22 protein-coding genes, 1 tRNA gene and 1 riboswitch are annotated in these 24,774 nt (G+C 67.2%); of the genes, 12 read left to right on the plus strand and 11 right to left on the minus strand.

Annotated elements, in window-relative coordinates:
* Positions 1-17: 17 nt before the first annotated feature.
* The 4 genes from IMW82_RS00100 to IMW82_RS00115 form a co-directional block, all read right to left on the minus strand.
* Entirely contained in the window at positions 18-644 is a 627-nt protein-coding gene (locus IMW82_RS00100) for a DUF4124 domain-containing protein (protein WP_211003499.1), read from the minus strand.
* 89 nt (positions 645-733) lie between these two features.
* Positions 734-1,303 carry a nicotinamide riboside transporter PnuC gene (gene pnuC, locus IMW82_RS00105; protein WP_211003500.1) on the minus strand — a complete coding sequence of 190 codons (570 nt, stop codon included), beginning with the start codon at positions 1,301-1,303 and terminating at the stop codon, positions 734-736.
* A 13-nt stretch (positions 1,304-1,316) separates the two neighbouring features.
* Positions 1,317-3,500 carry a TonB-dependent siderophore receptor gene (locus tag IMW82_RS00110; RefSeq protein ID WP_211003501.1) on the minus strand — a complete coding sequence of 728 codons (2,184 nt, stop codon included), beginning with the start codon at positions 3,498-3,500 and terminating at the stop codon, positions 1,317-1,319.
* Positions 3,501-3,554: 54 nt separating this feature from the next.
* A riboswitch (TPP riboswitch) is annotated at positions 3,555-3,652 on the minus strand.
* A gap of 32 nt (positions 3,653-3,684) precedes the next feature.
* Positions 3,685-4,821, minus strand: coding sequence for a phosphotransferase (locus IMW82_RS00115; protein ID WP_211003502.1), 1,137 nt, complete (start codon positions 4,819-4,821; stop codon positions 3,685-3,687).
* Between the two features lie 142 nt (positions 4,822-4,963).
* Here IMW82_RS00115 and IMW82_RS00120 point away from each other — a divergent pair, with 142 nt between their 5' ends.
* The 4 genes from IMW82_RS00120 to IMW82_RS00135 all read left to right on the plus strand — a co-directional run bounded on the left by IMW82_RS00120 (position 4,964) and on the right by IMW82_RS00135 (position 7,689).
* Entirely contained in the window at positions 4,964-5,857 is an 894-nt protein-coding gene (locus IMW82_RS00120) for an AEC family transporter (protein WP_108473164.1), read from the plus strand.
* A 71-nt stretch (positions 5,858-5,928) separates the two neighbouring features.
* Positions 5,929-6,516, plus strand: a complete 588-nt coding sequence (locus IMW82_RS00125; protein ID WP_108473112.1) for a response regulator — start codon at positions 5,929-5,931, stop codon at positions 6,514-6,516.
* A 30-nt stretch (positions 6,517-6,546) separates the two neighbouring features.
* Complete coding sequence (locus IMW82_RS00130; protein WP_108473113.1) at positions 6,547-6,945, plus strand: RNA-binding S4 domain-containing protein; 399 nt, start codon at positions 6,547-6,549, stop codon at positions 6,943-6,945.
* 93 nt (positions 6,946-7,038) lie between these two features.
* Complete coding sequence (locus IMW82_RS00135) at positions 7,039-7,689, plus strand: response regulator (RefSeq protein WP_211003503.1); 651 nt, start codon at positions 7,039-7,041, stop codon at positions 7,687-7,689.
* A gap of 10 nt (positions 7,690-7,699) precedes the next feature.
* Here IMW82_RS00135 and IMW82_RS00140 read toward each other — a convergent pair whose 3' ends face one another.
* Complete coding sequence (locus IMW82_RS00140; protein WP_211003504.1) at positions 7,700-9,142, minus strand: catalase; 1,443 nt, start codon at positions 9,140-9,142, stop codon at positions 7,700-7,702.
* Positions 9,143-9,335: 193 nt separating this feature from the next.
* A complete protein-coding gene (gene mutS, locus IMW82_RS00145; protein ID WP_211003505.1) occupies positions 9,336-11,927 on the minus strand; it encodes a DNA mismatch repair protein MutS in 2,592 nt (863 codons plus the stop codon).
* A gap of 90 nt (positions 11,928-12,017) precedes the next feature.
* Here mutS and IMW82_RS00150 point away from each other — a divergent pair, with 90 nt between their 5' ends.
* The 7 genes from IMW82_RS00150 to IMW82_RS00180 all read left to right on the plus strand — a co-directional run bounded on the left by IMW82_RS00150 (position 12,018) and on the right by IMW82_RS00180 (position 19,294).
* Positions 12,018-12,527, plus strand: a complete 510-nt coding sequence (locus IMW82_RS00150) for a CinA family protein (protein WP_211003506.1) — start codon at positions 12,018-12,020, stop codon at positions 12,525-12,527.
* A gap of 145 nt (positions 12,528-12,672) precedes the next feature.
* The gene (gene recA / locus IMW82_RS00155; RefSeq protein WP_108473123.1) at positions 12,673-13,710 is read left to right on the plus strand and encodes a recombinase RecA; all 1,038 of its coding nucleotides are present in this window, start codon (positions 12,673-12,675) and stop codon (positions 13,708-13,710) included.
* A 32-nt stretch (positions 13,711-13,742) separates the two neighbouring features.
* A complete protein-coding gene (locus IMW82_RS00160) occupies positions 13,743-14,279 on the plus strand; it encodes a regulatory protein RecX (protein ID WP_211003507.1) in 537 nt (178 codons plus the stop codon).
* 84 nt (positions 14,280-14,363) lie between these two features.
* On the plus strand, positions 14,364-16,991 hold the full coding sequence (gene alaS, locus IMW82_RS00165) for an alanine--tRNA ligase (protein ID WP_211003508.1): 2,628 nt from the start codon (positions 14,364-14,366) through the stop codon (positions 16,989-16,991).
* Between the two features lie 267 nt (positions 16,992-17,258).
* Complete coding sequence (csrA, locus tag IMW82_RS00170; protein ID WP_108473126.1) at positions 17,259-17,465, plus strand: carbon storage regulator CsrA; 207 nt, start codon at positions 17,259-17,261, stop codon at positions 17,463-17,465.
* A 77-nt stretch (positions 17,466-17,542) separates the two neighbouring features.
* A tRNA-Ser gene (locus tag IMW82_RS00175) sits at positions 17,543-17,635 on the plus strand.
* An 84-nt stretch (positions 17,636-17,719) separates the two neighbouring features.
* Positions 17,720-19,294 (plus strand): DUF6538 domain-containing protein, encoded by a 1,575-nt coding sequence (locus tag IMW82_RS00180; RefSeq protein WP_211003509.1) that lies wholly within the window; start codon positions 17,720-17,722, stop codon positions 19,292-19,294.
* Here IMW82_RS00180 and IMW82_RS00185 read toward each other — a convergent pair.
* Positions 19,272-19,559 (minus strand): conjugal transfer protein TraD, encoded by a 288-nt coding sequence (locus IMW82_RS00185; RefSeq protein WP_211003510.1) that lies wholly within the window; start codon positions 19,557-19,559, stop codon positions 19,272-19,274. The two genes, IMW82_RS00180 and IMW82_RS00185, sit on opposite strands and share 23 nt — an antisense overlap.
* A 217-nt stretch (positions 19,560-19,776) precedes the next feature.
* On the opposite strand from IMW82_RS00185, the gene mobQ reads away from it, so the two are divergent.
* The gene (mobQ, locus tag IMW82_RS00190) at positions 19,777-20,901 is read left to right on the plus strand and encodes a MobQ family relaxase (protein ID WP_211003511.1); all 1,125 of its coding nucleotides are present in this window, start codon (positions 19,777-19,779) and stop codon (positions 20,899-20,901) included.
* Positions 20,902-20,956: 55 nt separating this feature from the next.
* On the opposite strand, the gene IMW82_RS00195 is transcribed toward mobQ, so the two are convergent.
* The 4 genes from IMW82_RS00195 to IMW82_RS00210 all read right to left on the minus strand — a co-directional run bounded on the left by IMW82_RS00195 (position 20,957) and on the right by IMW82_RS00210 (position 24,747).
* The gene (locus IMW82_RS00195) at positions 20,957-21,244 is read right to left on the minus strand and encodes a hypothetical protein (protein ID WP_211003512.1); all 288 of its coding nucleotides are present in this window, start codon (positions 21,242-21,244) and stop codon (positions 20,957-20,959) included.
* A gap of 469 nt (positions 21,245-21,713) precedes the next feature.
* Entirely contained in the window at positions 21,714-22,442 is a 729-nt protein-coding gene (locus tag IMW82_RS00200) for a UDP-2,3-diacylglucosamine diphosphatase (RefSeq protein ID WP_211003513.1), read from the minus strand.
* A gap of 7 nt (positions 22,443-22,449) precedes the next feature.
* Positions 22,450-23,160: a peptidylprolyl isomerase gene (locus IMW82_RS00205; RefSeq protein ID WP_211003514.1), complete on the minus strand. Its 711-nt coding sequence runs from the start codon at positions 23,158-23,160 to the stop codon at positions 22,450-22,452.
* Positions 23,161-23,229: 69 nt separating this feature from the next.
* Complete coding sequence (locus tag IMW82_RS00210) at positions 23,230-24,747, minus strand: Ppx/GppA phosphatase family protein (RefSeq protein ID WP_211003515.1); 1,518 nt, start codon at positions 24,745-24,747, stop codon at positions 23,230-23,232.
* Positions 24,748-24,774 lie beyond the last annotated feature (27 nt).

Genomic DNA, 24,774 nt, shown 5'->3' on the forward strand with positions numbered 1-24,774 from the left:
CGCGGTACGCTACTGCCTCAGCACTGCGTGCGGCCGCCGGCCAGCTGCTTGCATGGATGGAAGATTGGCTGGTCCGATACCGGTGGCGGTTGGTGGTCGCCATCGCCGTCGTGGTCATGGTCGCGATGGCGGCGCGGGTACGGCGGCGCGACCCAGTAGGCGGGCGGGGCGTTGTAGACCGGCTGGCTCAGCTGGTTCTGGTAATCCGCGTTCTGCTGACGCAGCGCCTCGTTCTCGAGCTGCAGCCGATCGCGCTCCGCTGCCTGGTCGGCCAGCGCCTGCTGCTGTGCTTCCTCGGCGCGTTGCTGCGCCGCGTAGGCGTCGTCGGCATCGCGCTGGGCCTTTTCGTCCAGTGCCTGCTGGCGGGCCTCGACGCGTTGCCGGTAGAGCGCTTCGAGGTGGCGCGAATCCGCGTAGCGTTTGGCCAGTTCGTCCTGGCCCAGGCGCAGGTAGCGATCGATGACTTCGGTGTCGTCGGCCTGGTGCAGCAGTTTGCCGCTGCCGTTCGGGCAGGGGTGGTCGGTGTAGGCGACCTGTCCGCCCTGCGTGCACTTGTAGATGTTCTGCGCACCGGCCGTGCCCGCCGCGGCCAGCAGCAGGATGGCGGCGTACAGGAACGGCATTCCACCCGGCAGGGTTTTCATCGTGGCATCCATCCAGCATCGGCGTTGCGTGCAGCCGTAGTGTCACCGCGGGGGCGTTACGACGGGCTGAACATGCCGGGGCCCGGCTTTCAGGTCAAGGCCGGTGCCTGGTCCGCGCGCTGCCATGCGCGCAGCCCGATCACCGCCAGCAGCACGAAGCCGGCGTACAGCACCGAAGTGATCAGCAGGTGCTTGTAGACGTATTCGCCCACGTAGATCACGTCCACCACGATCCACAGCCACCACGCAGCAACGTGCCGCTTGGCCTGCCACCACTGCGCAACCAGGCTGAAGGCGGTCAGCGCCGCGTCCAGCCAGGGCAGGGCGGCGTCGGTGCGGTAGTGCATGAATGCGCCCAGCGCCAGCGCGCCGAGGCTGCCGATGGCCAGGTGCGCGAGCGCCTGTCGCGGCGGCAGCGCGGCCACTTCCACGCGACCGTCCTCGCCCATGTGCTGCAGCCAGCGGTACCAGCCGTAGCCGATCAGCAGCGCGAACGCCAGCTGCAGCAGCGCGTCGGAGTAGAGCCTGGCGTCGACGAACACCCACGCGTAGGCCAGCACCGAGGCCAGTCCCACCGGCCAGCACCACGGACGGCGGCGGGCGGTGAGCCAGACGGCCCAGGCGCTGACCAGCGCGGCGGCAAGTTCGACCCAGGTCATGGCTGCCGGCCGCTCAGAACGCGTACGTCACGGACAGCCGGGCCAGCCGCGGTGCGCCCGGGAACAGGTAGCTGTCGCCGCCGGAGTTGCCGGTATCGCGCCAGTAGAAGTGGTTGAACAGGTTGTCGACGCTGAGCCGCCAGGTCAGCGCATGGCCGTTCCACTCGCTGGCGTAGCGCAGGCCGGCATCGAACACGTGGTACGCCGGCACGCGGGTCAGACCGTTCGGGGTGGCCACGTTGGGGCTGGCGTAGCGCCAGCCGCCGAGCAGGCCGAACCGGGGCGCGAACGGCAGGCGGTAGTCGACATACAACGCGCTGCGCAGGCGCGGCACGTTGACCACCTGGTGGCCTTCGTAGCTCGGCGCGCCGGTGCCTTCGGCGCGCGCCCGGATCAGGTTGAGGCTGGCGGTGAGGCGCAGGTTGTCGGTGAGCTGGCCGGCGGCGTTGAGTTCCACCCCGCTGTGCACCTCATTGCCCTGCTGCACGAAGGTGAAGCCTGCGGCGGTGCTGTCCGGCCGGGCGAACTGGTACGGCTGGCGGAGGCGGTACAGCGCGGCCGAAAGGCTCAGCGCGTCGCTCCAGGCGTACTTCACGCCGGCTTCGGTCTGGCGCGCCAGCAGCGGGGCCAGCGTGGTGCCGCCGTTCGAGGTCCAGTACGGCGCCTCGTTGCCCAGCGACAGGCTTTCGCTGTAGCTGACGTAGGTGGTCAATTGCGTGGTGGGCTGCCACAGCACGGCGGCCTGCGGCAGCGTCTTGCCGAGGCGGGTGTCGCGTTCGGGCGCGCCGGCGTCGTCGTAGGCGCGCTCATGCAGGCGCACGTAGCGGCCGCCGAGCAGCACCTGCCACTGCGGGCCGAGATGCACGCGGTCCAGCGCGAACACCGAATGCTGCCAGCTGGTCAGCCGCCGCGCCGACGCGCCGGGCTGGTTCGGCGACGGCGCGAAGTAGGGCGGATCGACCTGGTCGATGTTGGCGGTGCCGACGTAGTCGTAGACGTAGGGGCGCTGGTCGATGGTGCGGCGGAACGCGCTGGCGCCGACGCTGACTTCGTGGTTGAGCGGGCCGGTGTCGAACGACCCCTTCACTACGGCGCGCGCCTCGTCGTTGACGCGCGTGTCGTCGGGGCTGCGGTAGTCGTAGACGTCGTAGTCGCCGTTCGGCGCGAAGAACCAGCCGGGCGTGGCGCCGCTGGCGCAGTCCGGCGAATAGAAGCAGCCGTAGGCGAACGCCACGTTGTCGTCGATCACCACATGGCTGTGGCCAGCCGACAATTGCGCACTCCATCGGTCGCTGAAGCGATAGTCGAAGCGCAGCGTGCTGTTGCTGGCGTCGATGCCCACCGGCTGCTGCCACGGCTCGAAGCCGAGCATGCGCGTGCGGCTGGGATGCGCCGGGATCGTGGTGCCACCGAGCAACTGGTTGCCGGAAACCGAGCGCTGCCCGCTGGTCTGGTAGTTGGTGTCCAGCCGCAGCGTGGCGTTCGAATTGATCTTCCAGTCGGCGGCCAGCGAGAAGAACGTGCGGCGGCCATCGGCGTGCCGCACGTAGGAGTTCATGTCCTCGTGGGCCGCATTCACGCGCACGCCGAAGCCGGGCGTCAGCCAGGCGCCCACATCCAGCGCGAGGTAACGCGAGCCGTGCGAGTCGGTGCCGACGGTGGCGGTATGCACGTCGGCCGGACGCTTGCTGACGTAGTTGATCAGGCCGCCCGGCGCGACCACGCCGGCTTCGAGGCCGCCGAGGCCCTTGAGGATTTCCACGCGCTGCTTGTCTTCCAGCGGCTGCAGCTGTTCGCCGGCCATGCTCATTTCGTTGAAGCGGAAGCCGGTGGCCGGATCCAGCGCATAACCGCGGATCGCGATGTCCTGGTAGTAGCCGACCGGCGCGTAGCTGTCGCCCAGTGCGGCGTCGGCGCGTGCCAGTTCGCTCAGGGTGCGCGGCTGGCGGTCATCAATCTGGTCGCGGGTGATCACCGTGATCGCGGCAGGCGTGTCCTGCAGCGGCGCGTTGCCGAAACTGCCGAAGGTGTCCAGCTGCGAGTTGTCGGCGTGGTAGCCGCTGGCGCTGTCGGCTTCCACGTGCACCGGCGCCAGCTGCGTGGTTTGTGGTTTGTCGGTGGTGTCGCCGGCATGGACGGGCGCCATGGCCGCGAGCAGGGCGAGGATCAGGGGAGTGCGGGGAAATGGCATCGTCATCGTCGTCGTCAATGGGTACGGACGAAGCGACGGCGATCCGGTTGTCGCCAGGACAGGCTGGATCTGCAAGCTCCCTACGCCGGTACTAACCGGGTCAGGTTCCAAGGGACTCTCTCAGCCCGGCTTTTTGCCGGGCACCCCCGCTTCAAGAACGTCTATTGAACCACGAATCGGCGCGGGAGGCTCAGGCGGACTCGCGGATGGCCTGCAACATGGCGTGACCGGCCGGCGTGTGGAACCACGCGGCGTGGCCGCGCAGGAAGGTGTCGTAGGCCACGTCGGCGTTCGCGCGCGAGTGCGTGATGGCGTGGAAGTACTCCACCTCGGACAGCGCGAAATCCACGTGCACCAGCGGCAGCAGGTCGGCCAGCAGGTGCAGGTCGGCCGCCTGCAGCGGACGTTGCCGGCGGTAACCCTCGATCAGCGCGTGGGCGATGCCGGGGTGGGCGGCATCCAGGCCGGTGTCGAGCGCCAGCCAGGCGATCGCGTTGCGCTCGATTGCGGTGGCGAGATCGAACAGCGCGAAGTTGGCGGCGGCGAGGCCGAAGTCGAGCACGGCGCTGATCCGCGCGTCGCTGCCGCCGTCGCTCCAGCACAGGTTGGAGACGTGCCAGTCGCCGTGGGTCCACAGTGGCGCCTGCCGCGCCAGTCCTGGCTGGGCGGCGGCGTGCCACGGAGCAAGCAGTTCGGCGAAGTCGCGCGGCCAGTCGCGATCGCGCAGGTAGTCGGCCAGGCCCGGGCGCTGCGGCAGTTGCGCGCGCAGCGCGGCGACGGGATCGGGCGCGGCGATCAGTTCGCTGCGCGCGACCAGGATGTGGGTGTCGCGCTGGGGCGCGCGGTAGTCCGCGGCCGCGTCGTGCAGCGTGGCCAGCATGCGGCCGGCGGTGCGGGCGTGTTCGAGGTCCGGCAGCGGTTCCCACGAAATCGCCTCGCGGTACAGGTCGATGCCGGCGGCCTGTTCGTGCACCTCGTAAACCCAGTCGCCGGCTGCCACCGCGGTCTGTCCGTGCGCATCGCGCAGCACCGCCGGGATCGGCATGCCGCGGTCGCGCAGGTGAGCGATGAAGCGATGCTCCTCGGCGAGCGTGGCGGCCGAGCGCACGCTGCGGTGATGGCGCTTGACGAAGACGGTGGCGTGCGCCGTCTCGACCAGGCAGGCGGCCGACAGCGGGCGCGGGCTGTGCCAGGCGATGCGGGCCGGCGCGCCAAGCGCCGGATAGCCGCGCAGGACTGCTTCGACCTCGCCGGCGGCCAGTGGCGGCCAGTCCGGCGGCGTGTTGTCACCGGCTAGCCCGTGGGCAAGATGGAGCGGGTTGTTCATGGAAGGGCGGGGCGTCCGCAGGCAGGGCAGGCCGTGGATTATCCCTGAAAGGACAGGGCATCACGTTCGGCCGCCATCGGCGCACGGCGTGCCATCCCTATAATGGCCGACTTTCCCCGCGGTACCCCGTTCCATGAGCGCGATGTTGCTGCTGTTCGTCTGCCTGATCCTCGGCACCCTGGTGGCGCGCTACGCGAAACCGCCGGCGGGGATCGTGCCGGGCATCAACTGGTGGGTGCTCAACGTGGCGTTGCCGGCGTTGGTGCTGGAACTGATCCCGAAGCTGAAGTTCGATTCGCAGCTGTGGTTCCCGGTGGCGGCGATGTGGCTCACCTTTGGCGGCGCGTGGCTGCTGTTCGGCCTGCTCGGGCCGCGGCTGGGCTGGTCGCGGCAGCGCACGGGGGCGCTGATCCTGGTCTGCGGGCTGGGCAATACGGCGTACATGGGTTACCCGATGATCGAGGCCCTGCACGGCAAGGCGGGCCTGGCGCTGGCGGTGGTGGCCGACCAGCTCGGTGCGTTTCCGGTGCTGGCGTCGGCCGGCATCGTGGTGGCTTCGGTGTATTCGGGACGCACGCTGCAGCTGCGCCTGATCGTCCGGCGCATCGTCACGTTCCCGGCGTTCGTCGCGCTGGTGGTGGGCGTCATCGCCGGCCTGTGCGGTGGCTGGCCCGAGGTTTTGAATGGCGTGTTTGCACCGATCGGCGCCACGCTGACGCCGCTGGCGCTGTTCTCGGTCGGCCTGCAGTTCAAGTTTCATCCGGGCCAGCGGCAGCTTGGCGCGGCGAGCTGGGGGCTGGGCTGGAAACTGCTGCTGGCGCCGCTGGCATGCTGGGCGATGGGCGCGGCTGCCGGTGTCGACGGGCTGGTGTTGACCGTCGGCGTGTTGCAGGCGGCGATGGCGCCGATGGTGTCGGCGACGATCCTGGCCGACGAATACGGGCTGGAACCGGCGCTGGCCAATACCGTGCTGGGCGCCGGCATCGTGCTGTCGCTGCTCACCATCCCGCTGGGCAACCTGCTGCTGGGAGCCTAGAGCAGCTTGCGTCCGGCCCGCGCTGCACCGAGACTAGCGCCGGAATCTCATGGGCAGGGGGAGCTCGTGTCATGGCCGCTTTCGAACTGATCAAGCGCATGTTCGGCGATCACGGCGAGCGCCGTGCGGTGCCGCGCAGCGGCGAGCCGAAGGAAGCCTGCGTGCTGGTGGTGGACGATTCGCCGACCATCCGCGCGGTGCTCGGCAAGATGCTGGCGCAGAACCGCCACGTGGTGCTGAAGGCGGCGGACGGCGAAAGCGCGCTGGAGATCGCGCGGGCGGAGCTTCCCGACCTGATCTTCCTCGACATCGTGATGCCCGGCATGAGTGGCTTCGTGGTGTTGCGCACGTTGCGCCACGATCCGCTGACCCGCGACATCCCGATCGTGATGATCAGCGGCAACCTGCAGGCGACCGAGGAGTTCTACGTGCAGCGCTTCGGCGCCGACGATTTCATGAAGAAGCCGTTCGGCCGCGGCGAGGTGTTCGCGCGCATCGAACACCTCACACGCAGCGGCCGCCTGGTGGTGCGCCAGCGGGCGGAGGCGGAAAAGATCCTGGCGGAGCCGGAGTCCGGCGCGGCCGGGCACGACGCCATTCCGGACATCGCGATGCCGGACCCGCACGACATGGTGGTGCCGCCTGCCGGGCAGGACTGAACTGCGCGCGATCGCGCGATAATCCGCGCGATGAGCAAGCCTGCCACCTCTCCGATGACTGACGTGCGTGTCGACGTGTGGCTGTGGGCCGCGCGTTTCTTCAAGACGCGCAGCCTGGCCAGGCAGGCGATCGACGGTGGCCACGTCGATGTCAACGCGATGGGTTGCAAGCCGGCCAGGCCCCTGCATGCGGGCGACCGCTTGAGGATCAGTCGTGGCGAGGAGCGACTGGAAGTCGAGGTGCTGGCATTGTCCGGCAGGCGCGGCCCGGCCAGCGAGGCACAGGCGCTGTACGCCGAGACCGAGGCCAGCCGGGTGGCGCGCGAGCTTGCCCGCGAGCAGCACCGCCTGGTCGGTGCAAGTGGCCCGCCCAAGCGCCCGGACAAGCAGGCGCGGCGCGAATTGCGACGGCTCAGAGACAGACGCTGAGCAGTGCATCGCAGAATGCCGGCCGGATCTGCGGGAATATCCATGCCAATCCAGAGGGTTGGCGCCGCCATCCCATCAGACCGGAGGGCTCGCATGGACGGACACGCACTGATGAATGGCCTCGGTTTCTTCAAGCGCCTGCTGGGTAGCCATGCAACTGACGCGGCTCGCGACGAGGCGCATCCGCAGACTGCGCTGGGCGCCCGCATGCTGGTGGTCGACGACTCGCCCACGATCTGCGCCGTGCTCGGCAAGATGCTGCGCCAGGATGGCTACGCCGTGCTCAAGGCCACCGACGGCAAGGAGGCGATCGAGCTGGCCCGCAGCGAGCGACCGGCGCTGATCTTCCTGGATATCGTGATGCCGGGAATGAACGGGTTTGCCGTGTTGCGCGCGCTGCGCCACGACCCGCTGACCCGGGACATTCCGATCGTGATGATCAGCGGCAACCCGCAGGCGACCGAGCAGTTCTACGTGCAGCGCTTTGGCGCCGACGACTTCATGCAGAAGCCCTTTGATCGCGACGAGGTCTACCTGCGCATCGGCCAGCTGGTGCAGTCCGGACGTCTGGACGGCCGTCTGCCGTTGGCACCGGTGCCCGTCGAGGCGCTGCCGGTACTGGCCGCGGAACTGTCGGCCGATGAGCTGGCCGACATTCCCGACATCGCGATGCCCGACGCGGAGGTCACGCCGCACCTGGCTGGCGTGGCCCCGTTGCAGGTGGTGCACGGTCCCGGTAGCTGACGGTTCGCTTTCAGAGCGTCAGCCCCAGCGCCTCCGCCACGCCTGCCGCGTAGGCCGGGTCGGCCTTGGCGAAGTGGCCAAGCTGGCGGCGCACGATGTCTTCCGGCACACCCTGCATCGCCGCGGCGATGTTGTCGAACAGCTGCTGCTTCTGATCGTCGCTCATCAGGCGGAACAGGTCGCCAGGCTGGGTATAGTCGTCGTTGCCGGCGCGGTGGTCGTAGCGGTCGGCGTCGCCGGAGATCTTCAGCGGCGGTTCCTTCACCGACGGATCCTCGACCGGGCCGCCGAACGAGTTCGGCTCGTAGTTCACGCTGCCGCCGCCGTTGTCGCCGTAGCGCATCTGTCCATCGCGCGCGTAGTTGTGCACCGGGCAGCGCGGCTGGTTCACCGGCAGCTGGTCGTGGTTCGCGCCGAGCCGGTAGCGCGCCGCGTCGGCGTAGGAGAACAGGCGGAACTGCAGCACCTTGTCCGGCGAGAAGCCGATGCCAGGCACCACGTTTGCGGGCGAGAAGCTGGACTGCTCGACCTGGGCGAAATAATTGTCCGGGTTGCGGTTCAACTCCATCACGCCGACCTCGACCAGTGGGTAGTCCTTGTGCGGCCATACCTTGGTCAGGTCGAACGGGTTGTACGAAGTTTTCTCCGCGTCGGCCTCGGGCATCAGCTGTACGTACAGCGTCCACTTCGGGAAATCCTTGCGCTCGATGGACTCGTACAGGTCGCGCTGGTGCGATTCGCGGTCGCCGCCGATCAGCTTCGCCGCCTCGGCGTTGCTGAGGTTCCTGATGCCCTGCTGCGTCTTGAAATGGAACTTCACCCAGTGACGCTCGCCGGCCTCGTTCCAGAAGCTGTAGGTGTGGCTGCCGAAGCCGTGCATGTGGCGCAGCGTGGCCGGGATGCCGCGGTCGCTCATCAGCGTGGTGATCTGGTGCAGTGATTCGGGCGACAGCGACCAGTAGTCCCACATCGCGATGGCGTTGCGCATGTTGCTGCGCGGGTCGCGCTTCTGCGTGTGGATGAAGTCGGGGAACTTGTACGGGTCGCGGATGAAGAACACCGGCGTGTTGTTGCCGACCAGGTCCCAGTTGCCTTCCTCCGTGTAGAACTTCAGCGCGAAGCCGCGCACGTCGCGCTCGGCATCGGCCGCGCCGCGCTCGCCGGCCACGGTGGAGAAGCGCGCCAGCATCGGCGTCTGCGCACCCGGCTTGAATACTTTGGCGCGGGTGTACTTCGTGATGTCGTGGGTGATGGTGAGCGTGCCGAACGCGGCGGAGGCCTTGGCATGCACCACGCGTTCGGGGATGCGCTCGCGGTTGAAGTGCGCATGCTTCTCGAACAGCGCCACGTCCTGCACCAGCAGCGGGCCGCGCGGGCCGGCGGTGAGGCTGTTCTGGTTGTCGGACACCGGGGCGCCGGCGTCGGTGGTCAGCGTCTTGCGGTTCTGGCTCATGGCGGGCTCCTGGGGTGATTCGCTGTCCGGTCAATCTACGCAGGCCTGACGATCAATGGAATTCGAATGTTTCGATGTGGTCGATAGTCCTTGGCTATGGATGAGGCGGCTGTTCCCGGATCCGGCGGGCCAGCATCGCCGATCAGACGTGAGCGCAGGGTGGTGGTGACCAGCGGCATGGCCGCCGCCGCGGTCAGCCCAGCTGTTTCAGGCGGTACAGCGCTTCCAGTGCCTCGCGCGGGGTCAGCGCATCGGGGTCGATTTCTTCCAGCGCACGTTCGGCGGCGGAGGGCTGTGCCGGGGTGAACAGGCCCAGTTGCGGCGAGGATTCGGTGGCCGACGCGGGCGTGCTGGCGTGCTGGTGCATGCCGCGCTCGAGCTCGGCCAGCGTGCGCCGCGCCTCGGCGATCACCGATTTCGGCAGGCCGGCCAGCGCGGCCACCTGCAGGCCGAAGCTGCGGTTGGCGGGGCCATCCTTCACCGCGTGCATGAAGACCAGTTGCTCGCCCTGCTTCTTGTCGTGATATTCCACGGCGTCCAGGTGCACGTTGGCGATCGCCGCGAACTCGCCGGCCAGTTCGGTCAGCTCGAAATAGTGGGTGGCGAACAAGGTGTAGGCGCGGCTGTGACGTGCCAGGTGCACGGCGGCAGCGCGCGCCAACGACAGGCCGTCGTAGGTGCTGGTGCCGCGGCCGACCTCGTCCATCAGCACCAGGCTGTCGGCGGTGGCGTTGTGCAGGATGTTGGCCGTCTCGCTCATCTCCACCATGAAGGTGGACTGGCCGCGCGAGAGGTCGTCGCCGGCGCCGATGCGGGTGAAGATGCGGTCGATCGGGCCGATCACCGCGCTCGCCGCCGGCACGTAGCTGCCGATGTGGGCGAGCAGCACGATCAGAGCGTTCTGGCGCATGTAGGTGGATTTGCCGCCCATGTTCGGGCCGGTGATCACCAGCATGCGGCGGGTGTCGTCGAGCTCCAGGTCGTTCGGCTCGAACGGTTCGTCGCGAACTTTCTCGACCACCGGATGACGGCCGCGCTCGATCGCGATGCCGGGTTCGTCGATGAGTTGCGGCGTACTCCAGTCCAGCGCTTCGGCGCGCTCGGCCAGGGTGGCCAGCACGTCGAGCTCGGCCATCGCGGCGGCGGCAATTTTCAGCGGTTCGAGTTTTTCGGTGAGCGTGTCGAGCAGCGACTCGTACAGCGCGCGTTCGCGCATCAGCGAGCGTTCCTTGGCCGACAGCACCTTGTCCTCGAACGTCTTCAGCTCCTCGGTGATGTAGCGCTCGGCGTTCTTCGTGGTCTGCCGGCGCGTGTAGTGGGTGGGCGCCTTGTCCGACTGCGCGCGGCTGATCTCGATGTAGTAGCCATGCACGCGGTTGTAGCCGACTTTCAGCGTGGGGATGCCGCTGGCGGCTTTCTCGCGTTCCTCCAGTTCGACCAGGTACTGGTCGGCGTGGGTGGAGAGTCGGCGCAGTTCGTCGAGTTCCGCGTCGTAGCCGTCGGCGACCACGCCGCCGTCGCGCTGCAGCACCGGCGGTTGCTCGACGATGGCGCGGGCGAGCAGGGTGGCGGTGTCCGCGTGGTCGCCGATGCGTTCGACCAGAGTGTGCAGCAGCGGGCTGTCCAGACCGTCGATGCGCTGCTGCAACTCCGGTGCGGCCAGCAGGCCATCGCGCAGTGTCGAAAGATCGCGCGGGCGGGCCGAGCGCAGCGCCACGCGGGCGAGGATGCGCTCGAGGTCACCAATGCCGCGCAACTGCTCGCGCAAGGATTCGCCGCGGCGGCTGTCGATCAGCGTGCCGATCGCCTGATGGCGTCGGCGCAGCACGTCGCGCGAGCGCAGCGGGCGGGTCAGCCAGCGGCGCAACAGCCGCGCGCCCATTGGCGTCACTGTCTCGTCGAGCACGCCGAGCAAGGTGTGTTCGGTGCGCCCGCTGGGGTGGGTGTCCAGTTCCAGGTTGCGCCGCGTCGCCGCGTCCAGCGCGATCGTCTCGCTGGCGCTTTCCACCGCCATGCCGGTGAGGTGCGGCAGCGCGCTTTTCTGGGTTTCCTCCACGTAGCCGAGCAGACAGCCGGCGGCGGCGATGGCCAGCGGCAGCTTGTCCACGCCGAAGCCGCCGAGATCACGGGTGCCGAAGAAACGGTTCAGTTCGCGCCGCGCCGCATCGCTGTCGAAATGCCACGGTGGCCGTTTGCGCAGGCCGGGCAGGGCGCTGACCAGTTTCGGCCAGGCCACGTCTTCGCCGACCAGGGTCTCGGCCGGCTGCAGGCGGGCCAGCTCGGCGGCCAGCGTCTCGGCGTTGGGCACTTCGCTGAGCAGGAAACGGCCGCTGGACAGATCGACCCAGGCCAGCCCATAGGCGCCATGCGCACCGGCCGCGATCGCCAGCAGCAGGTTGTCGCGGCGCTCCTCCAGCAGCGCCGCGTCGGTCACCGTGCCGGGGGTGACGACGCGCACCACCTTGCGTTCGACGATGCCCTTGGCCAGCGCCGGGTCGCCCATCTGCTCGCAGATCGCCACTGATTCGCCCAGCCGCACCAGCCGCGCCAGGTAGTTTTCCACCGCGTGGTAGGGCACGCCGGCCATCGGGATCGGCGCGCCGCCCGACTGCCCGCGCTGGGTCAGGGTGATGTCGAGCAGCCGCGCCGCCTTGCGCGCGTCGTCGTAGAACAGCTCGTAGAAATCGCCCATGCGGAAGAACAGCAGCACGTCCGGGTGCTCGGCCTTGGCCGACAGGTACTGGCGCATGAACGGGGTGTGCCTGGTGAGATCGTCTTGGCTCATGCAATGCAAGTCTTGGCGTGATCGCGCGGAACGGGTAGAACGGTGCCTCTGCGCGCGGCGCAGAGTTTCGTCCAAGTCCGGGAGTCTCGCATGGAGTTGTCGTCCGTTCCTACCGATGCCGAGTTGCTGGCGCTGGCCAGCGAGGTGGCTGACGAGGTGCAACGCTGCCGGCTGATGCTGGTGACGGCCGAATCCTGCAGCGGTGGCTGGATCGCCAAGACGCTGACCGACCTGCCGGGCAGTTCGGCCTGGTTCGACGCCGGCGTGGTGACCTACAGCTACGAGGCGAAGGAAGCGCTGCTCGGGGTCAACCCGCGCACGCTGGAGCATGCCGGTGCGGTCAGCGAGGAAACCGTGCTGGAGATGGTGTCCGGCGCGCTGGCCCGCTTCGGCGCGGGTGTGGCGGTGGCGGTGACCGGCATCGCCGGGCCGTCCGGCGGCACGCCGGACAAGCCGGTCGGCACCGTATGGATCGGCTGGAAGCGGCGCGGCGGCTACGGTCACGCGCAGCTGTTCCACTTCCCCGGTGATCGTGAGGCAGTGCGCCGGCAGACCGTGGCGGCGGCGCTCATCGGCCTGCGCAAAGCGCTGACGGAATGACGCGCGGTTCGCCGCCAGACTGGCTTGACCGGTGTGGGATACTGCGCAGGCAGATGTCGCTCCGTGCCGATGGCGCAGATCGCAGCCCGTGAGATCCGAGCCGGGCATCATGCCCACATTCACAGCCCAACCGGAACACAAGACGATGGATGACAACAAGCGCAAGGCGCTCACCTCCGCCCTCGGCCAGATCGAAAAGCAGTTCGGCAAAGGCGCCGTGATGCGCATGGGCGACCGCGTCAACGAGGCGATCGAGACGGTCTCCACCGGTTCGCTGGGGCTCGACATCGCGCTTGGCGTCGGCGGCCTGCCGCGCGGCCGCGTGGTCGAGATCTACGGGCCGGAGTCGTCGGGCAAGACCACCATGACGCTGCAGGCGATCGCCAGTTGCCAGCGCGCCGGCGGCACCGCCGCGTTCATCGACGCCGAGCACGCGCTCGATCCCACCTACGCCGAAAAGCTCGGCGTCAAGGTCGACGACCTGCTGGTCTCGCAGCCGGACACCGGTGAGCAGGCGCTGGAAATCGCCGACATGCTGGTGCGTTCGGGTGCGGTCGACATGGTCGTGGTCGACTCCGTCGCTGCGCTGACCCCGAAGGCGGAAATCGAGGGCGAGATGGGCGACTCCCACGTCGGCCTGCACGCCCGCCTGATGAGCCAGGCGCTGCGCAAGCTCACCGCCAACATCAAGAAATCCGGCTGCCTGGTGATCTTCATCAACCAGATCCGCATGAAGATCGGCGTGATGTTCGGCAGCCCCGAGACCACCACCGGCGGCAACGCGCTGAAGTTCTACGCCTCGGTGCGGCTGGACATCCGCCGCATCGGCGCGGTGAAGAAGGGTGACGAGATCATCGGCTCGGAAACCCGCGTCAAGGTGGTCAAGAACAAGGTGGCGCCGCCGTTCCGCCAGTGCGAATTCGAGATCCTGTACGGCGAGGGCACCTCGCGCGAGGGCGAGATCATCGAGCTGGGCGTGGCGCAGAACCTGATCGACAAGTCCGGCGCCTGGTACAGCTACAACGGTGACCGCATCGGCCAGGGCAAGGAGAACGTGCGCCAGTTCCTGCGCGACAACCCGGCGATCGCCAACGAGATCGACAAGCAGCTGCGCGAGCGCCTGCTGGTGCCGGTCGGCAAGCCAGCACCTGCCGCGCCGGAAGAGGCGCTCGAGGAAGTCTGAGCGGTGATCGCTGGTCTTCTCCGGCACAAGACATGGCCCGGCTCGTCCGGGCCATGTCCGTTTGCGTGGCCATGAAACGCCCACCCGGCAAGGACGATCCGGCCAGGCCGAAGCGCAGCGCGTACGACAAGGCGCTGGGCCTGCTGGCGCGCCGCGAGCACTCGCGCAAGGAGCTGAAGACCAAGCTGCGCCAGGGTGGTTATGAGGGCGACGAAGCGGGCGCCGCGCTGGACCGGCTCGGCGAGCAGCATTACCAGGACGACGACCGCTTCGCCGAGGTGCTGCTGCGCAGCCGGATCGCCCAAGGCTACGGCCCGCTGCGCCTGCGCGTGGAGCTGAAAAGCCACGGCCTGGCCGATGCGCGCATCCGCGAGCTGCTGGACGCGGCCGAGGTCGACTGGCAGGCCTCGGCCGCCGCCCAGCTGCGCCGCCGCTACGGCGGCGCAGGCACGGCAGACCCCGCCGAGCGTGCCCGGCGGGCGCAATTCCTCTTGCGCCGCGGCTTTGCCGCCGCCACAGTACGAAGTGTTACCCACGCCGATGTGGACGAAGCCGACGATATTTCCTGAAACCCGCCATCCGAGGATGACGGGTCGACGGGTCGATCGGCCTGGCCGCGGCGTGGCCTTTATCGCCTGCCACCTTTGATCCGCATGAAAACCTCCGACATCCGCTCCGCCTTCCTCGACTACTTCCGCTCCAAGGGCCACACCATCGTGCCGTCCAGCTCGCTGGTGCCGGCCAGCGACCCGACCCTGCTGTTCACCAACTCGGGCATGGTGCAGTTCAAGAACGTGTTCCTGGGCAGCGAGAAACTGTCCTACGTGCGCGCGGCCGACGTGCAGCGCTGCCTGCGCGCCGGCGGCAAGCACAACGACCTGGACGCCGTGGGCTATACCGCGCGCCACCACACCTTCTTCGAGATGCTGGGCAACTGGTCGTTCGGCGACTACTTCAAGCGCGACGCGATTCTCTTCGCATGGGAATTGCTGACCAGCGTGTTCAAGCTGCCGGCGGACAAGCTGTGGGTCACCGTCTATCACACCGACGACGAAGCCTTCGACATCTGGAACAAGCAGGTCGGCGTGGCGGCCGAACGCATCGTGCGCATCGGCGACAACAAGGGCGCGCCGTATGCGTCCGACAATTTCTGGCAGATGGCCGATACCGGTCCGTGCGGCCCGTGCACCGAGATCTTCTACGACCACGGCGCGGAGATCGCCGGCGGTCCGCCCGGTTCGCCGGACGAGGATGGCGACCGCTACATCGAGATCTGGAACCTGGTGTTCATGCAGTTCGACCGCGCGCCCGACGGCACGCTGAGCCCGCTGCCGGCGCCGTGCGTGGATACCGGCATGGGCCTGGAGCGCCTCGCCGCGGTGCTGCAGCACGTGCATTCGAACTACGAGATCGACCTGTTCGCGCACCTGATCCGCGTGGCTGGTGAACTCACCGGCACAAAGGACCTGGGCAACAAGTCGCTGCGCGTGATCGCCGACCATATCCGCGCCTGTTCCTTCCTGATCGTCGATGGCGTGCTGCCGTCCAACGAAGGCCGCGGCTACGTGCTGCGCCGGATCATCCGCCGCGCGCTGCGGCACGGCTGGATGCTCGGCGTGCGCGGAGACTTCTTCTGGAAGATGGTGCAGCCGCTGGTCGAGGAAATGGGCCAGGCCTATCCCGAGCTGCCGGCGAAGCAGGCGTTCGTGGAGGACGCTTTACGCACCGAGGAGCAGCGCTTCGGCGAGACGCTGGAGCACGGCATGCGCCTGTTCGACGAAGTCGCGACGAAGGCGGGCAAAACCATCCCGGGTGTCGATGCGTTCCGCCTCTACGACACCTATGGCTTTCCGGTCGACCTCACCGCGGATATCGCACGCGAACGCGGACTTGAAGTGGACATGGCCGGCTTCGAGCAGGCCATGAACGAACAGCGCGAGCGCGCCCGCGCCGCAGGCAAGTTCGAGGCCAAGGGGCAGATGCCGGCTGAGCTGGCCAGTCAACTGCAGCCCACGAGATTTCTGGGCTACGACGCACTACAGGCCAGCGGTAGCAAGGTGCTCGGCATCGTGCGTGGCGGCAAGCAGGTCGAGCAGCTGGGCGAAGGCGAAGAGGGCCTCGTGATCCTCGATCGCACGCCGTTCTACGCCGAGTCGGGCGGCCAGGTCGGCGATACCGGCACGCTGTCCAATGCCGTCGGCCGCTTCGAGGTCGGCGATACGCTGAAGATGGGCGGCGTGTTCTTCGGCCACGCCGGCCGCTGGCATGGCGGGCAGCCGCTGCGCACCGGCGACGTGGTCGAGAGCCAGGTGGACGCGTCGCGGCGCCAGGCGATCGTGCTCAACCATTCGGCCACCCACCTGCTGCACGCGGCGCTGCGTCAGGTGCTGGGCACCCATGTCACGCAGAAGGGTTCGCTGGTGGCACCGGAACGCCTGCGTTTCGACTTTTCGCATTTCAAACCGATGAGTCATGACGAGCTGACCCGGGTCGAGGCGCTGGTGAATGCCGAGGTGCGCCGCAACGCGCTCGCCGAAGTGCACAACATGGGCTACGACCAGGCGATCGAATTCGGCGCGATGGCTCTGTTCGGCGAGAAGTACGGCGACGAAGTGCGCGTGTTGAAGATGGGCGACTTCTCCACCGAGTTGTGCGGCGGCACCCACGTCGGGCGCACCGGCGACATCGGCCTGTTCAAGATCGTCAGCGAAGCTGGCGTGGCTTCCGGTGTGCGCCGCATCGAGGCAGTCACCGGCGCCGGCGCGCTGGCCTGGGTGGCCGACGAGGAGCGTCGCCTGGCCGAGTTCTCGCAACTGCTTTCCAGCAGCGGCGACGAGGCGGTGGAAAAACTGCGCCAGCTGTTCGATCGCCAGAAGAAGCTGGAACGCGAGCTGGAATCGCTGCGCAGCAAGGCAGCAGGTTCCGCCACGGCCGATCTGGCTGGTTCCGCCCGGGATGTCGATGGCATCAAGGTAGTCGCCGCGCGGCTGGAAGGACTGGATGCGAAGTCGCTGCGCGACAGCGTGGACCAGCTCAAGCAGCAGCTGGGCGACTGCGTGATCCTGCTGGCCGGCGCGGCCGATGGTCGTGTCTCGCTGATCGCCGGCGTGCACGGCAAGGCGCTGGGCCGGATCAAGGCCGGTGGCGTGGTGGCGCATGTCGCCGCACAAATCGACGGCAAGGGTGGTGGGCGCCCGGACATGGCCCAGGGCGGCGGAACCGACGCGCCGAACCTGCCGGCGATCCTGTCTGCCCTGCCCGAGTGGATCGCGGCCCAGTAGCCCGTTTGGAGCATGAACGGCGGGCCGTTTGGCAGGATCCGGACGCGTTGCGCTTACGAATAAGGCTCAAGTACTATCGGCCAGGTGTCGATGCTACCGGGAACGGTCGTGTCGCCAGTCAGGACGCTCAGGAGTGTTTTGGCTGTGAGCCGGGAAGGCGGTAGGGCCTTCGACGGATCAATCGTCGAACTGTGGAAGGGCGGTGCTCAGGGGTGAGGTTCCGTCGATTCACAGGCCTGTGACCAACAGCATTATGGAGTAGCAATCATGTTGATTCTGACCCGCAGGGTCGGTGAAACCCTGATGATCGGTGACGAGGTGACCGTTACCGTTCTTGGCGTGAAAGGCAATCAGGTACGCATCGGCATCAATGCGCCGAAGACCGTGGCCGTCCATCGCGAAGAGATCTATCAGCGAATCAAGGGCGAACACGACACCAGTGGCACGCCCGCCGACGATTCCAGCGAACATTGATCGTGTGAATTAAGGCTTTACCTCGACCGCGTCGGTCGGTATCCTTGCCGGCTCCGCAGCTGTGCGAAGAAAACCCCGGAGAGATGCCCGAGTGGCCGAAGGGGCTCCCCTGCTAAGGGAGTATAGGGTCAAAAGCCTTATCGAGGGTTCGAATCCCTCTCTCTCCGCCAGTACACGAAAAGCCGCGCTGTTGCGCGGTTTTTTGTGGGTGCGAGTTTTTCCGTGAGGGTCAACAACTCGGTCAACAACGACCGATGCGCATACCCCATCATTTACGCCGGACACCGTCCGGGTGTTGGCAGTTCGTCCAGCGCGTGCCCGCCGACCTCATCGAGGCGGTTGGGAAAAAATGGCTAGTGCGCAGCCTGCGAACGCACGACATGCGCACGGCCCAGCGGGCCGCGCTTTGCCTCATGGCGGGCTATGCTCAGGCTTTCCGAATAGCAGCGGGCAGGGGCATGGGAAAGGACGACGAGGACGCCTTGAAAGCCGGGTTAGCCAGTCTTTACGGCGACACGGCTAAGAGGTGGGAGATTGAGGGCACAACACCCAGCGGGCAACCGTTCAAGATCAAGACCAATGGCACGGCGGAAGACAATGCCAGCGGTGAACGGGCGGTGGCGTCGATGTTTGAATCCGACGCATACCGCAAGGCGGTGGCGTCGATCAACATGCCCGCGCTTGTTCCAAGGTCGGCCCCGGCTGGGCCGACACTGGAAGACGCCCTGACGTTGTATTTTTCCACCGAGGTGGAGGGCAAGAACGCGCGAACCATGCGCGCCCGGAAGCGGGCCGCGTGGCTGTTTGCTGATTTCGATGCCGTCGGCCGTAAGCGGCCGGTGGTGGAGGTTTCCAAGGCGCAAGCGGTGGCATGGATTGACCACCTGCGGACGATGGGCGGCGTTGCCAAACCGACGGCGGCCAACATGGCCAGCCATGTCCGCACCATCTTCACGTGGCTGGTTGAGCGTGGAGAGGCCAACGGCAACCCATTTGAGCGGGTGGGATCGTTCAAGCCCAAGGAGAAGAAGCAGCGGCGGCGGGAAGGGTTCGGATGGGAGCCGTTCGACACGGGCACGTTGCGCGCGCTGTTTGACCCGGCCAACCTTGGCCGGACGCGGATGGATCATGTCCGCTGGGGCGCCGTCCTGGGGCTGTACACCGGCGCGCGCGTTGGCGAAGTGGCCCAACTGTGCCTGCGCGATTTCGTGGAACGCGAAGGCCACCCGTGCCTGATGATCCGGGCCGAGGCCCAAGGGCAAAGCGTCAAGACGGACGCGAGTGCCAGGATTATTCCTCTTCACCCTGACCTGATCCGGCTGGGGTTGCTGGATGAAGTCGAACGCCGCCGGGCGCGTGAGTACGCCGCCGCCCAGGAGACTGGGGGCGATGGGTTGGCCGCCAGCGCGGCGGCCAACAACGCCCAGTTTTTCGCCATTCGGCTGGACGCCAACGGGGGCGGCGTTGGCAATGCGGTTAGCAAGGGATTTATCAAATACATCGGCGGCCTTGGCGTTCGTCCGCGTCGAGAAAATGGGCGGGTGGGTTTCCATTCGTTCCGGAAAACCATGACGCAGACGCTTCAAGGAACAAGCGTTCCATCAGAACGCCGCCGGGCGTTTCTCGGGCACGAACCCGGCGACGACGATGCCCACGCCGTGGACTATATGAGGCCGTGGACGGCGGGCGAGGTGGCCGCCGTGTTTGAGGGTATTCGCTGGGGCGAGTGGCTGGACTTTGACGGCCTGCAGCTTGTGTTGTCGCAGGGCCAGAAGGGGCAGCGGCGAGCGGTCAAACGGCCACCACCTAAGAAGTCGAGGAAGCGTTAGCCCGGTCGGCAAGGTGGGCGATGCCCTGCTCTTGGATACGGCGGAGATTTTCAGGTTCGCGGGCGGTGTATTCCAAGCCAGCCAGCAGCAGGCCAACGATCACGGCGGGATCCAAGTCATCGGCCCCAGCAGCGATCACCAATCCACCCAGTTTGATTTTTCGATGGGCGTCGGCTTTACGAGTTGCCGAGGTGATGGATTTGCGGAGGTGGGCAACCCGATCAAGCGCGGCGGCCAGTTGCTGTTCTTTGGTTCGTTGTGCCATGACGTTGCCGGAGTGGTTTCGATGCCTTTGGTTTAGCCAAGCATCGGAGGACGTCAAGGGCGGTTGCGGTTTGCCGTGGTTTCGTATGCTGAAGGGGTGAGCAAATCCGCAAAGTTCACGGCGACGAAAGTAGCAAGTGCGCACTTATACGTTGCCCCTACGGGTCAACGTGTGCGCCCTGCCGGGGGCAGAAGCGGAGCAAGAGCAAAGCCGCAGCATGGCCATTTTCCACCTGTCCGCCCAAGTCATCGGCAGGAGTTCCGGCAGGAGTTCGGTAGCGGCGTGCGCGTATCGCCACGGTGCCCGCATGATCGACGAGCGCACCGGGCTGGTACACGATTACACCCGCAAGGCGGGCGTGGCGGAAACGGTGATGCTGTTGCCCGAGGGCGCACCGGAATGGGCCAGCGATCCGGCGCAGTTGTGGAACCGAGTCGAGGCCAACGAGAAACGAAAGGACGCCCAGACAGCCCGGGAAATCAACGTGGCGTTGCCGGTCGAGTTGAACCCCGAACAGCGCCGGGCGCTGGTGGTGGATTTTTGCCGGGAACAGTTCACAGATCGGGGCATGGTTGCGGACGTGGCGTTTCACGATCCCGACGCGAATAACCCCCACGTTCACATCATGCTGACCATGAGAAAGTTTGACGGCGATGGGTTCGGGCCAAAGGCGCGCGAATGGAACGAGAAAGCCACGTTAGAGCAGTGGCGGGAAAAGTGGGCAGAGCACACCAACCGGGCCTTGTTCCAAGCCGGTCAGGTGACCACGCAAGTATGGGTTGACACAGAGGCGGGCCCCTTCCGGCTCGATCTCCTGCTGACTAGGCCAGGACGGCGCGTTGCCATCGAAGTGGATGGACAGCATCACGACTTGGCAAGGGATCGGTGGCGGACGGTGTTCATTGTGTCTGCCGGCAAGGCCGACGTGGTCTACCGAGTTCCGGCAGTGTTTGTTTACAGCAACCTCATCGGTGTGTTGGCTGGTCTTGCCCGCGTTGAGCCCCAGTGCTTCAAGCAAGAACAGAGGGACCGATGGTGCGAGGTGGCGCAAGCTCGATGGGAGCAGACCGACGGCGACAGCTCTGATGAGATCACGGACAGGTGGGAGGACAGCGGCGAGGAGGGCTGGTCATCCAAAGAGGGCTGGCAGTTCTCGTCCCGGGCGTTTGCGATGAACTTTCGCTGCGACATCCACGAGTGCTCGGTGCGTGGTCTTCAGCCTTACCTCGATTTCGTGTGGGACACCGGCCTGCGTGATGTGGATCTGCTAAAGCAAGCATGGGAACAGCGTTACGAAGCCCCAAGCCGCACGGACATTTTCGCTGAGCCACTCCCTTGGTAGCTGTTGCTTGCGTAGGTCAAAAAGAATGGGCGCCACGGAGCAGCGCCCCTCTGGTTTAGGCCTTGGGTGACAGACCCCAAAGCTTGTCCAGGTAAGCATTCAGTTCGTCACGCTTGTAAGGTGCGCGGCCCGGGAAGTTCTCCAGGGCATGGACGACTTTGTCCCGATTCCCGTTGGAAACGGCGCGCCCGCGGGTCTGAAGGTAATGATCGATGAAGTATTTGACTTCCCAGGATTCGCTAAGCGATACGTTCACACGGTCGATCTTGCCGATGTATCGCTTGTTGTCATGCCTGGACCAGTCGCCCTTGGCGTGTTCAAGTTCCTGCTCCTGCTGAGTCATGCTGGTCGCCTCTCGCAGTCCACATGGACCAAAATTTCACGTTTGGGCGAGCTCAGCCGTTTCAAGAGCGTGAGTGATTGCTGGAGAACAAGGTGACCTGATACGGTTCGCCGAACTTGGTCAACTCGGGAGGTCAAACTTTCCGGCAGGCCAAGCGCCACAAGGGCTTGGTGGGGTTGAAGGAGAATCATCTCCCTCTCTCTCCGCCAGATACGCAAAACGCCCCGCATGGGGCGTTTTGCGTATCTGGCGGAGAGGTGGTGGACGAACCCTGACGGTGACTCGGAGCGTCCTGCGCCTCGCTCTTCGGGCCAGCGGCTTCGCCGCAATTCCGCACGGCCAATCAAGGACCCGCCCCGCACGGGGAGTTTGCGTATCTAGCGGAGGCTTCGACTCCGCGTCTTCGGCGCTGCGCTCAGCCCGCGCGGCTGGGGGAGCCAATCCGCCGGGTCTCTGGCCCGTGCGGGCATCACCCCACCGCCAATCCGCGCAGCTCCACGCGATCGCCGTCCACCGCCAGCACCGACCCTTGCTCGTACCAGTCCCCCAGCACGATCCGCTCGGCCGGTTTTCCGTCCAGCTCGAAACGATGGATGGCTGGCCGATGCGTATGCCCGTGGATCAGCCGGGTCACACCCGCCTTGCGCATGGTCTCGGCCACGGCACCGGCGTTGACGTCCATGATGCTTTCCATCGTGTTGCCGGTATGTGCCTTGCTGTCCTCGCGCGCCCTGGCGGCGAACGCGCGGCGGGCCTGCAACGGCATTGCCAGGATCTGTGCCTGCCACTCGGGCGTGCGCACCTGCCGGCGTACGGCCTGGTAGGCGAGGTCGTCGGTGCACAGCACGTCGCCGTGCATCAGCAGGGTGCGGCGGCCGTGGATGTCGTGCACGGTGCCGTCGTCGAGCAGGGTCAGGCCGGCGCGTGCGGCGAACGCCGGGCCGAGCAGGAAGTCGCGGTTGCCGACCATGAAGTACACCGGTACGCCGGCGTCGCGCACGGCGCGGGTGGCGGCGGCGATGCGCGCGGGCAGCTCGGCATCGTCGTCGTCGCCGATCCATGCCTCGACCAGGTCGCCGAGGATGTACAGCGCGTCGGCGTGGCGGACTTCGTCGCTGGCCAGGTAGCGCTCGAACAGGTCGGTGATGGACGGGCGGCCGGGGTCCAGGTGCAGGTCGGCGATGAACAGGGTGGCCATCGCGGCGTCAGCCCTTGCCGGCGGGTCTGGCGGCTTTCCTGCCCGGTTTGGCAGCGGCTGGCGCGGTTGTCGCCGCGGTGGCCGGTGCTGCCACGCTGGCAGCCGGGGCCGGGGTTTCCTCGCCGACCACATGGGCGCTTTCGATCAGCACCAGCGGATTCGGCACATCGCCGGCGAACGGACCCAGCGGGCGGGTGGGCAGCGCGGCGATCTTGTCGACCACGTCCATGCCCTTGATGACCTTGCCGAACACGGTATAGCCCCAGGTCAGCCCGCTCTGGTTGCCGACGAAATCCAGCCGGCGGTTGTCGACCAGGTTGAAGAAGAACTGTGCGGTGCCGGAGTTCGGGTCGGCGCCGCGGGCGACGGCGACGGTGCCGCGCAGGTTGGACAGGCCGTTGTCCGCCTCGCTGGCCACGGCCGAGCGGGTGCGCTTGGGCTGCAGGTCACGGGTGTACAGGCCGCCCTGCACCAGGTAGCCGGGGATGGCACGGTGCAGCAGGGTGCCGTCGTAGAAGCCATCGCGCACGTATTGCAGGAAGTTGGCCACGCTCTTCGGCGCCTTGTCCGGGTACAGCTCCAGCGTGATGTCGCCCTGCGAGGTGCGCAGCACGACCTGGGGCGGTGGTGTGGTGGCTGGCGCCGGCGGTTTGGCGGTCTGTGCTGCCAGCGTCGGCGACAGGATCAGGAGCAACGTGGCGAGCAGGGATTTCAACATGGGCATCAAGATCGTCTGGGCGTCCGGACATGATACGCGGCAACGGCGGAAGCTGGTTCGTCGGCGCAGTCAGCTGCTGGAGATATCCAGCTTGATGCCCAGTTCGGCCATCGGCGATTGTTCCTGCTGCAGGTCGGCCTCGCTCAGCGGGTGCTGCTCGAACCAGGCCAGCGGCAGGGTCAGCCGCAGCGACTTGCTACTGGCGGCCAGGCGCATTTGCGGCAACGACTCGGCCCGGCGCGCGCGGCGGAACAGCACCGCCAGGCGGAGCAGGGCGGTGGTGTAGCGGGCCAGCTGGCGATAGCGCTGCGGCAAGGTCGCGACCACCGCCTTGTCCGGCTTGCGCCGGTGCATCTCGACTACCGCCGCCAGCAACTGCTGTTCCTGCCGCGAGAAGCCGGCCAGGTCGGCGTGGCGCAGGATATAGGCGCCGTGGTGGTGGTGCTGGCTGTGCGCGATGGCCAGGCCGATCTCGTGCACGCGCGAGGCCCATGACAGCCACTCGCGGGCATCGGCGTCCAGTTTCCAGGCGCGCGCGACCTGGTCGAACAGCATCAGGGCGGTCGATTCGACCCGGCGCGCCTGGGCACGATCGACGCCGTAGCGGGTCGCCAGCGCGTCGATGCTGGCGGTGCGCGGGTCGCTGCCGCCGGCGCGGCCGAGCAGGTCCCACAGCAGGCCCTCGCGCATCGAGCTTTCGCACACGTGCAGGCGCTCGATGCCGAGTGCGGCGAACGCGGCCTCCATGATCACCACGCCGCCGGCGATCACCGGTGCGCGTTCCTCGACCAGGCCGGGCAGCTTGAGCGTGCCGATCTGGCCGTGCTCGATCAGCGCGTCGGCGAGCGCGGCGAGCGACGCCGGGGTGATGCCGTCGTCGGAGAATTTCATCGCCTGCACCACTGCGCCGATCGACTTGGCGGAGCCGGACGAGCCGTAGGCATCCTGCCAGCCGGATTCGCGATAGTCCTCGGCAAACTGCTGCAGCAGCACGCCGATCTCGCTGCGCGCGCGCTGCCAGCGCTTGCGGTTGATCTTGCCGCCGGGGAAAAAGCGCAAGGTCGAGGCGATGCAACCGGCCTGCACGCTTTCGGTGTGCAGCGGCGCCAGCCCGCGGCCGATGATGAACTCGGTGCTGCCGCCGCCGACGTCGATGACCAGCCGCGGTTCGCGCGAGGCGGGCAGGTCGTGCGCGGCGCCGAGGAAGATCAGGCGGCCTTCCTCGCGCCCGGAGACCACTTCGATCGGGTGGCCGAGCGCGGCCTCGGCGGTGGTCAGGAAGGTCTGCGGCGAAGCCAGCCGGCGCACCGTGTTGGTGGCCACCGCACGCACCCGCATCGATGGCAGGCCGGCGATGCGCTGGCCGAAACGGGCCAGGCAGGCCATCGCGCGCGCGCGGCGTTCGGCGTCCAGGGTGCCGTCGGCGCGCAGGCCGGCGGCCATGCGCACGGTGTCGCGCAGGCGGTCGATCACGCGCGGCTCGCCGTGTTCCATGCGCGCCACCACCAGGTGGAAGCTGTTCGAGCCCATGTCCACGGCGGCGATCAGTTCGCCGTCGCGGATCGGTGTCTGTTCGGCTGGACTCACGCCCGGGCTCCCGCGACGGCAAAGTGC

Origin of the sequence: Rhodanobacter sp. B2A1Ga4, assembly GCF_018101315.1 — a bacterium.
GTDB classification, from domain to species: Bacteria; Pseudomonadota; Gammaproteobacteria; order Xanthomonadales; family Rhodanobacteraceae; genus Rhodanobacter; species Rhodanobacter thiooxydans_A.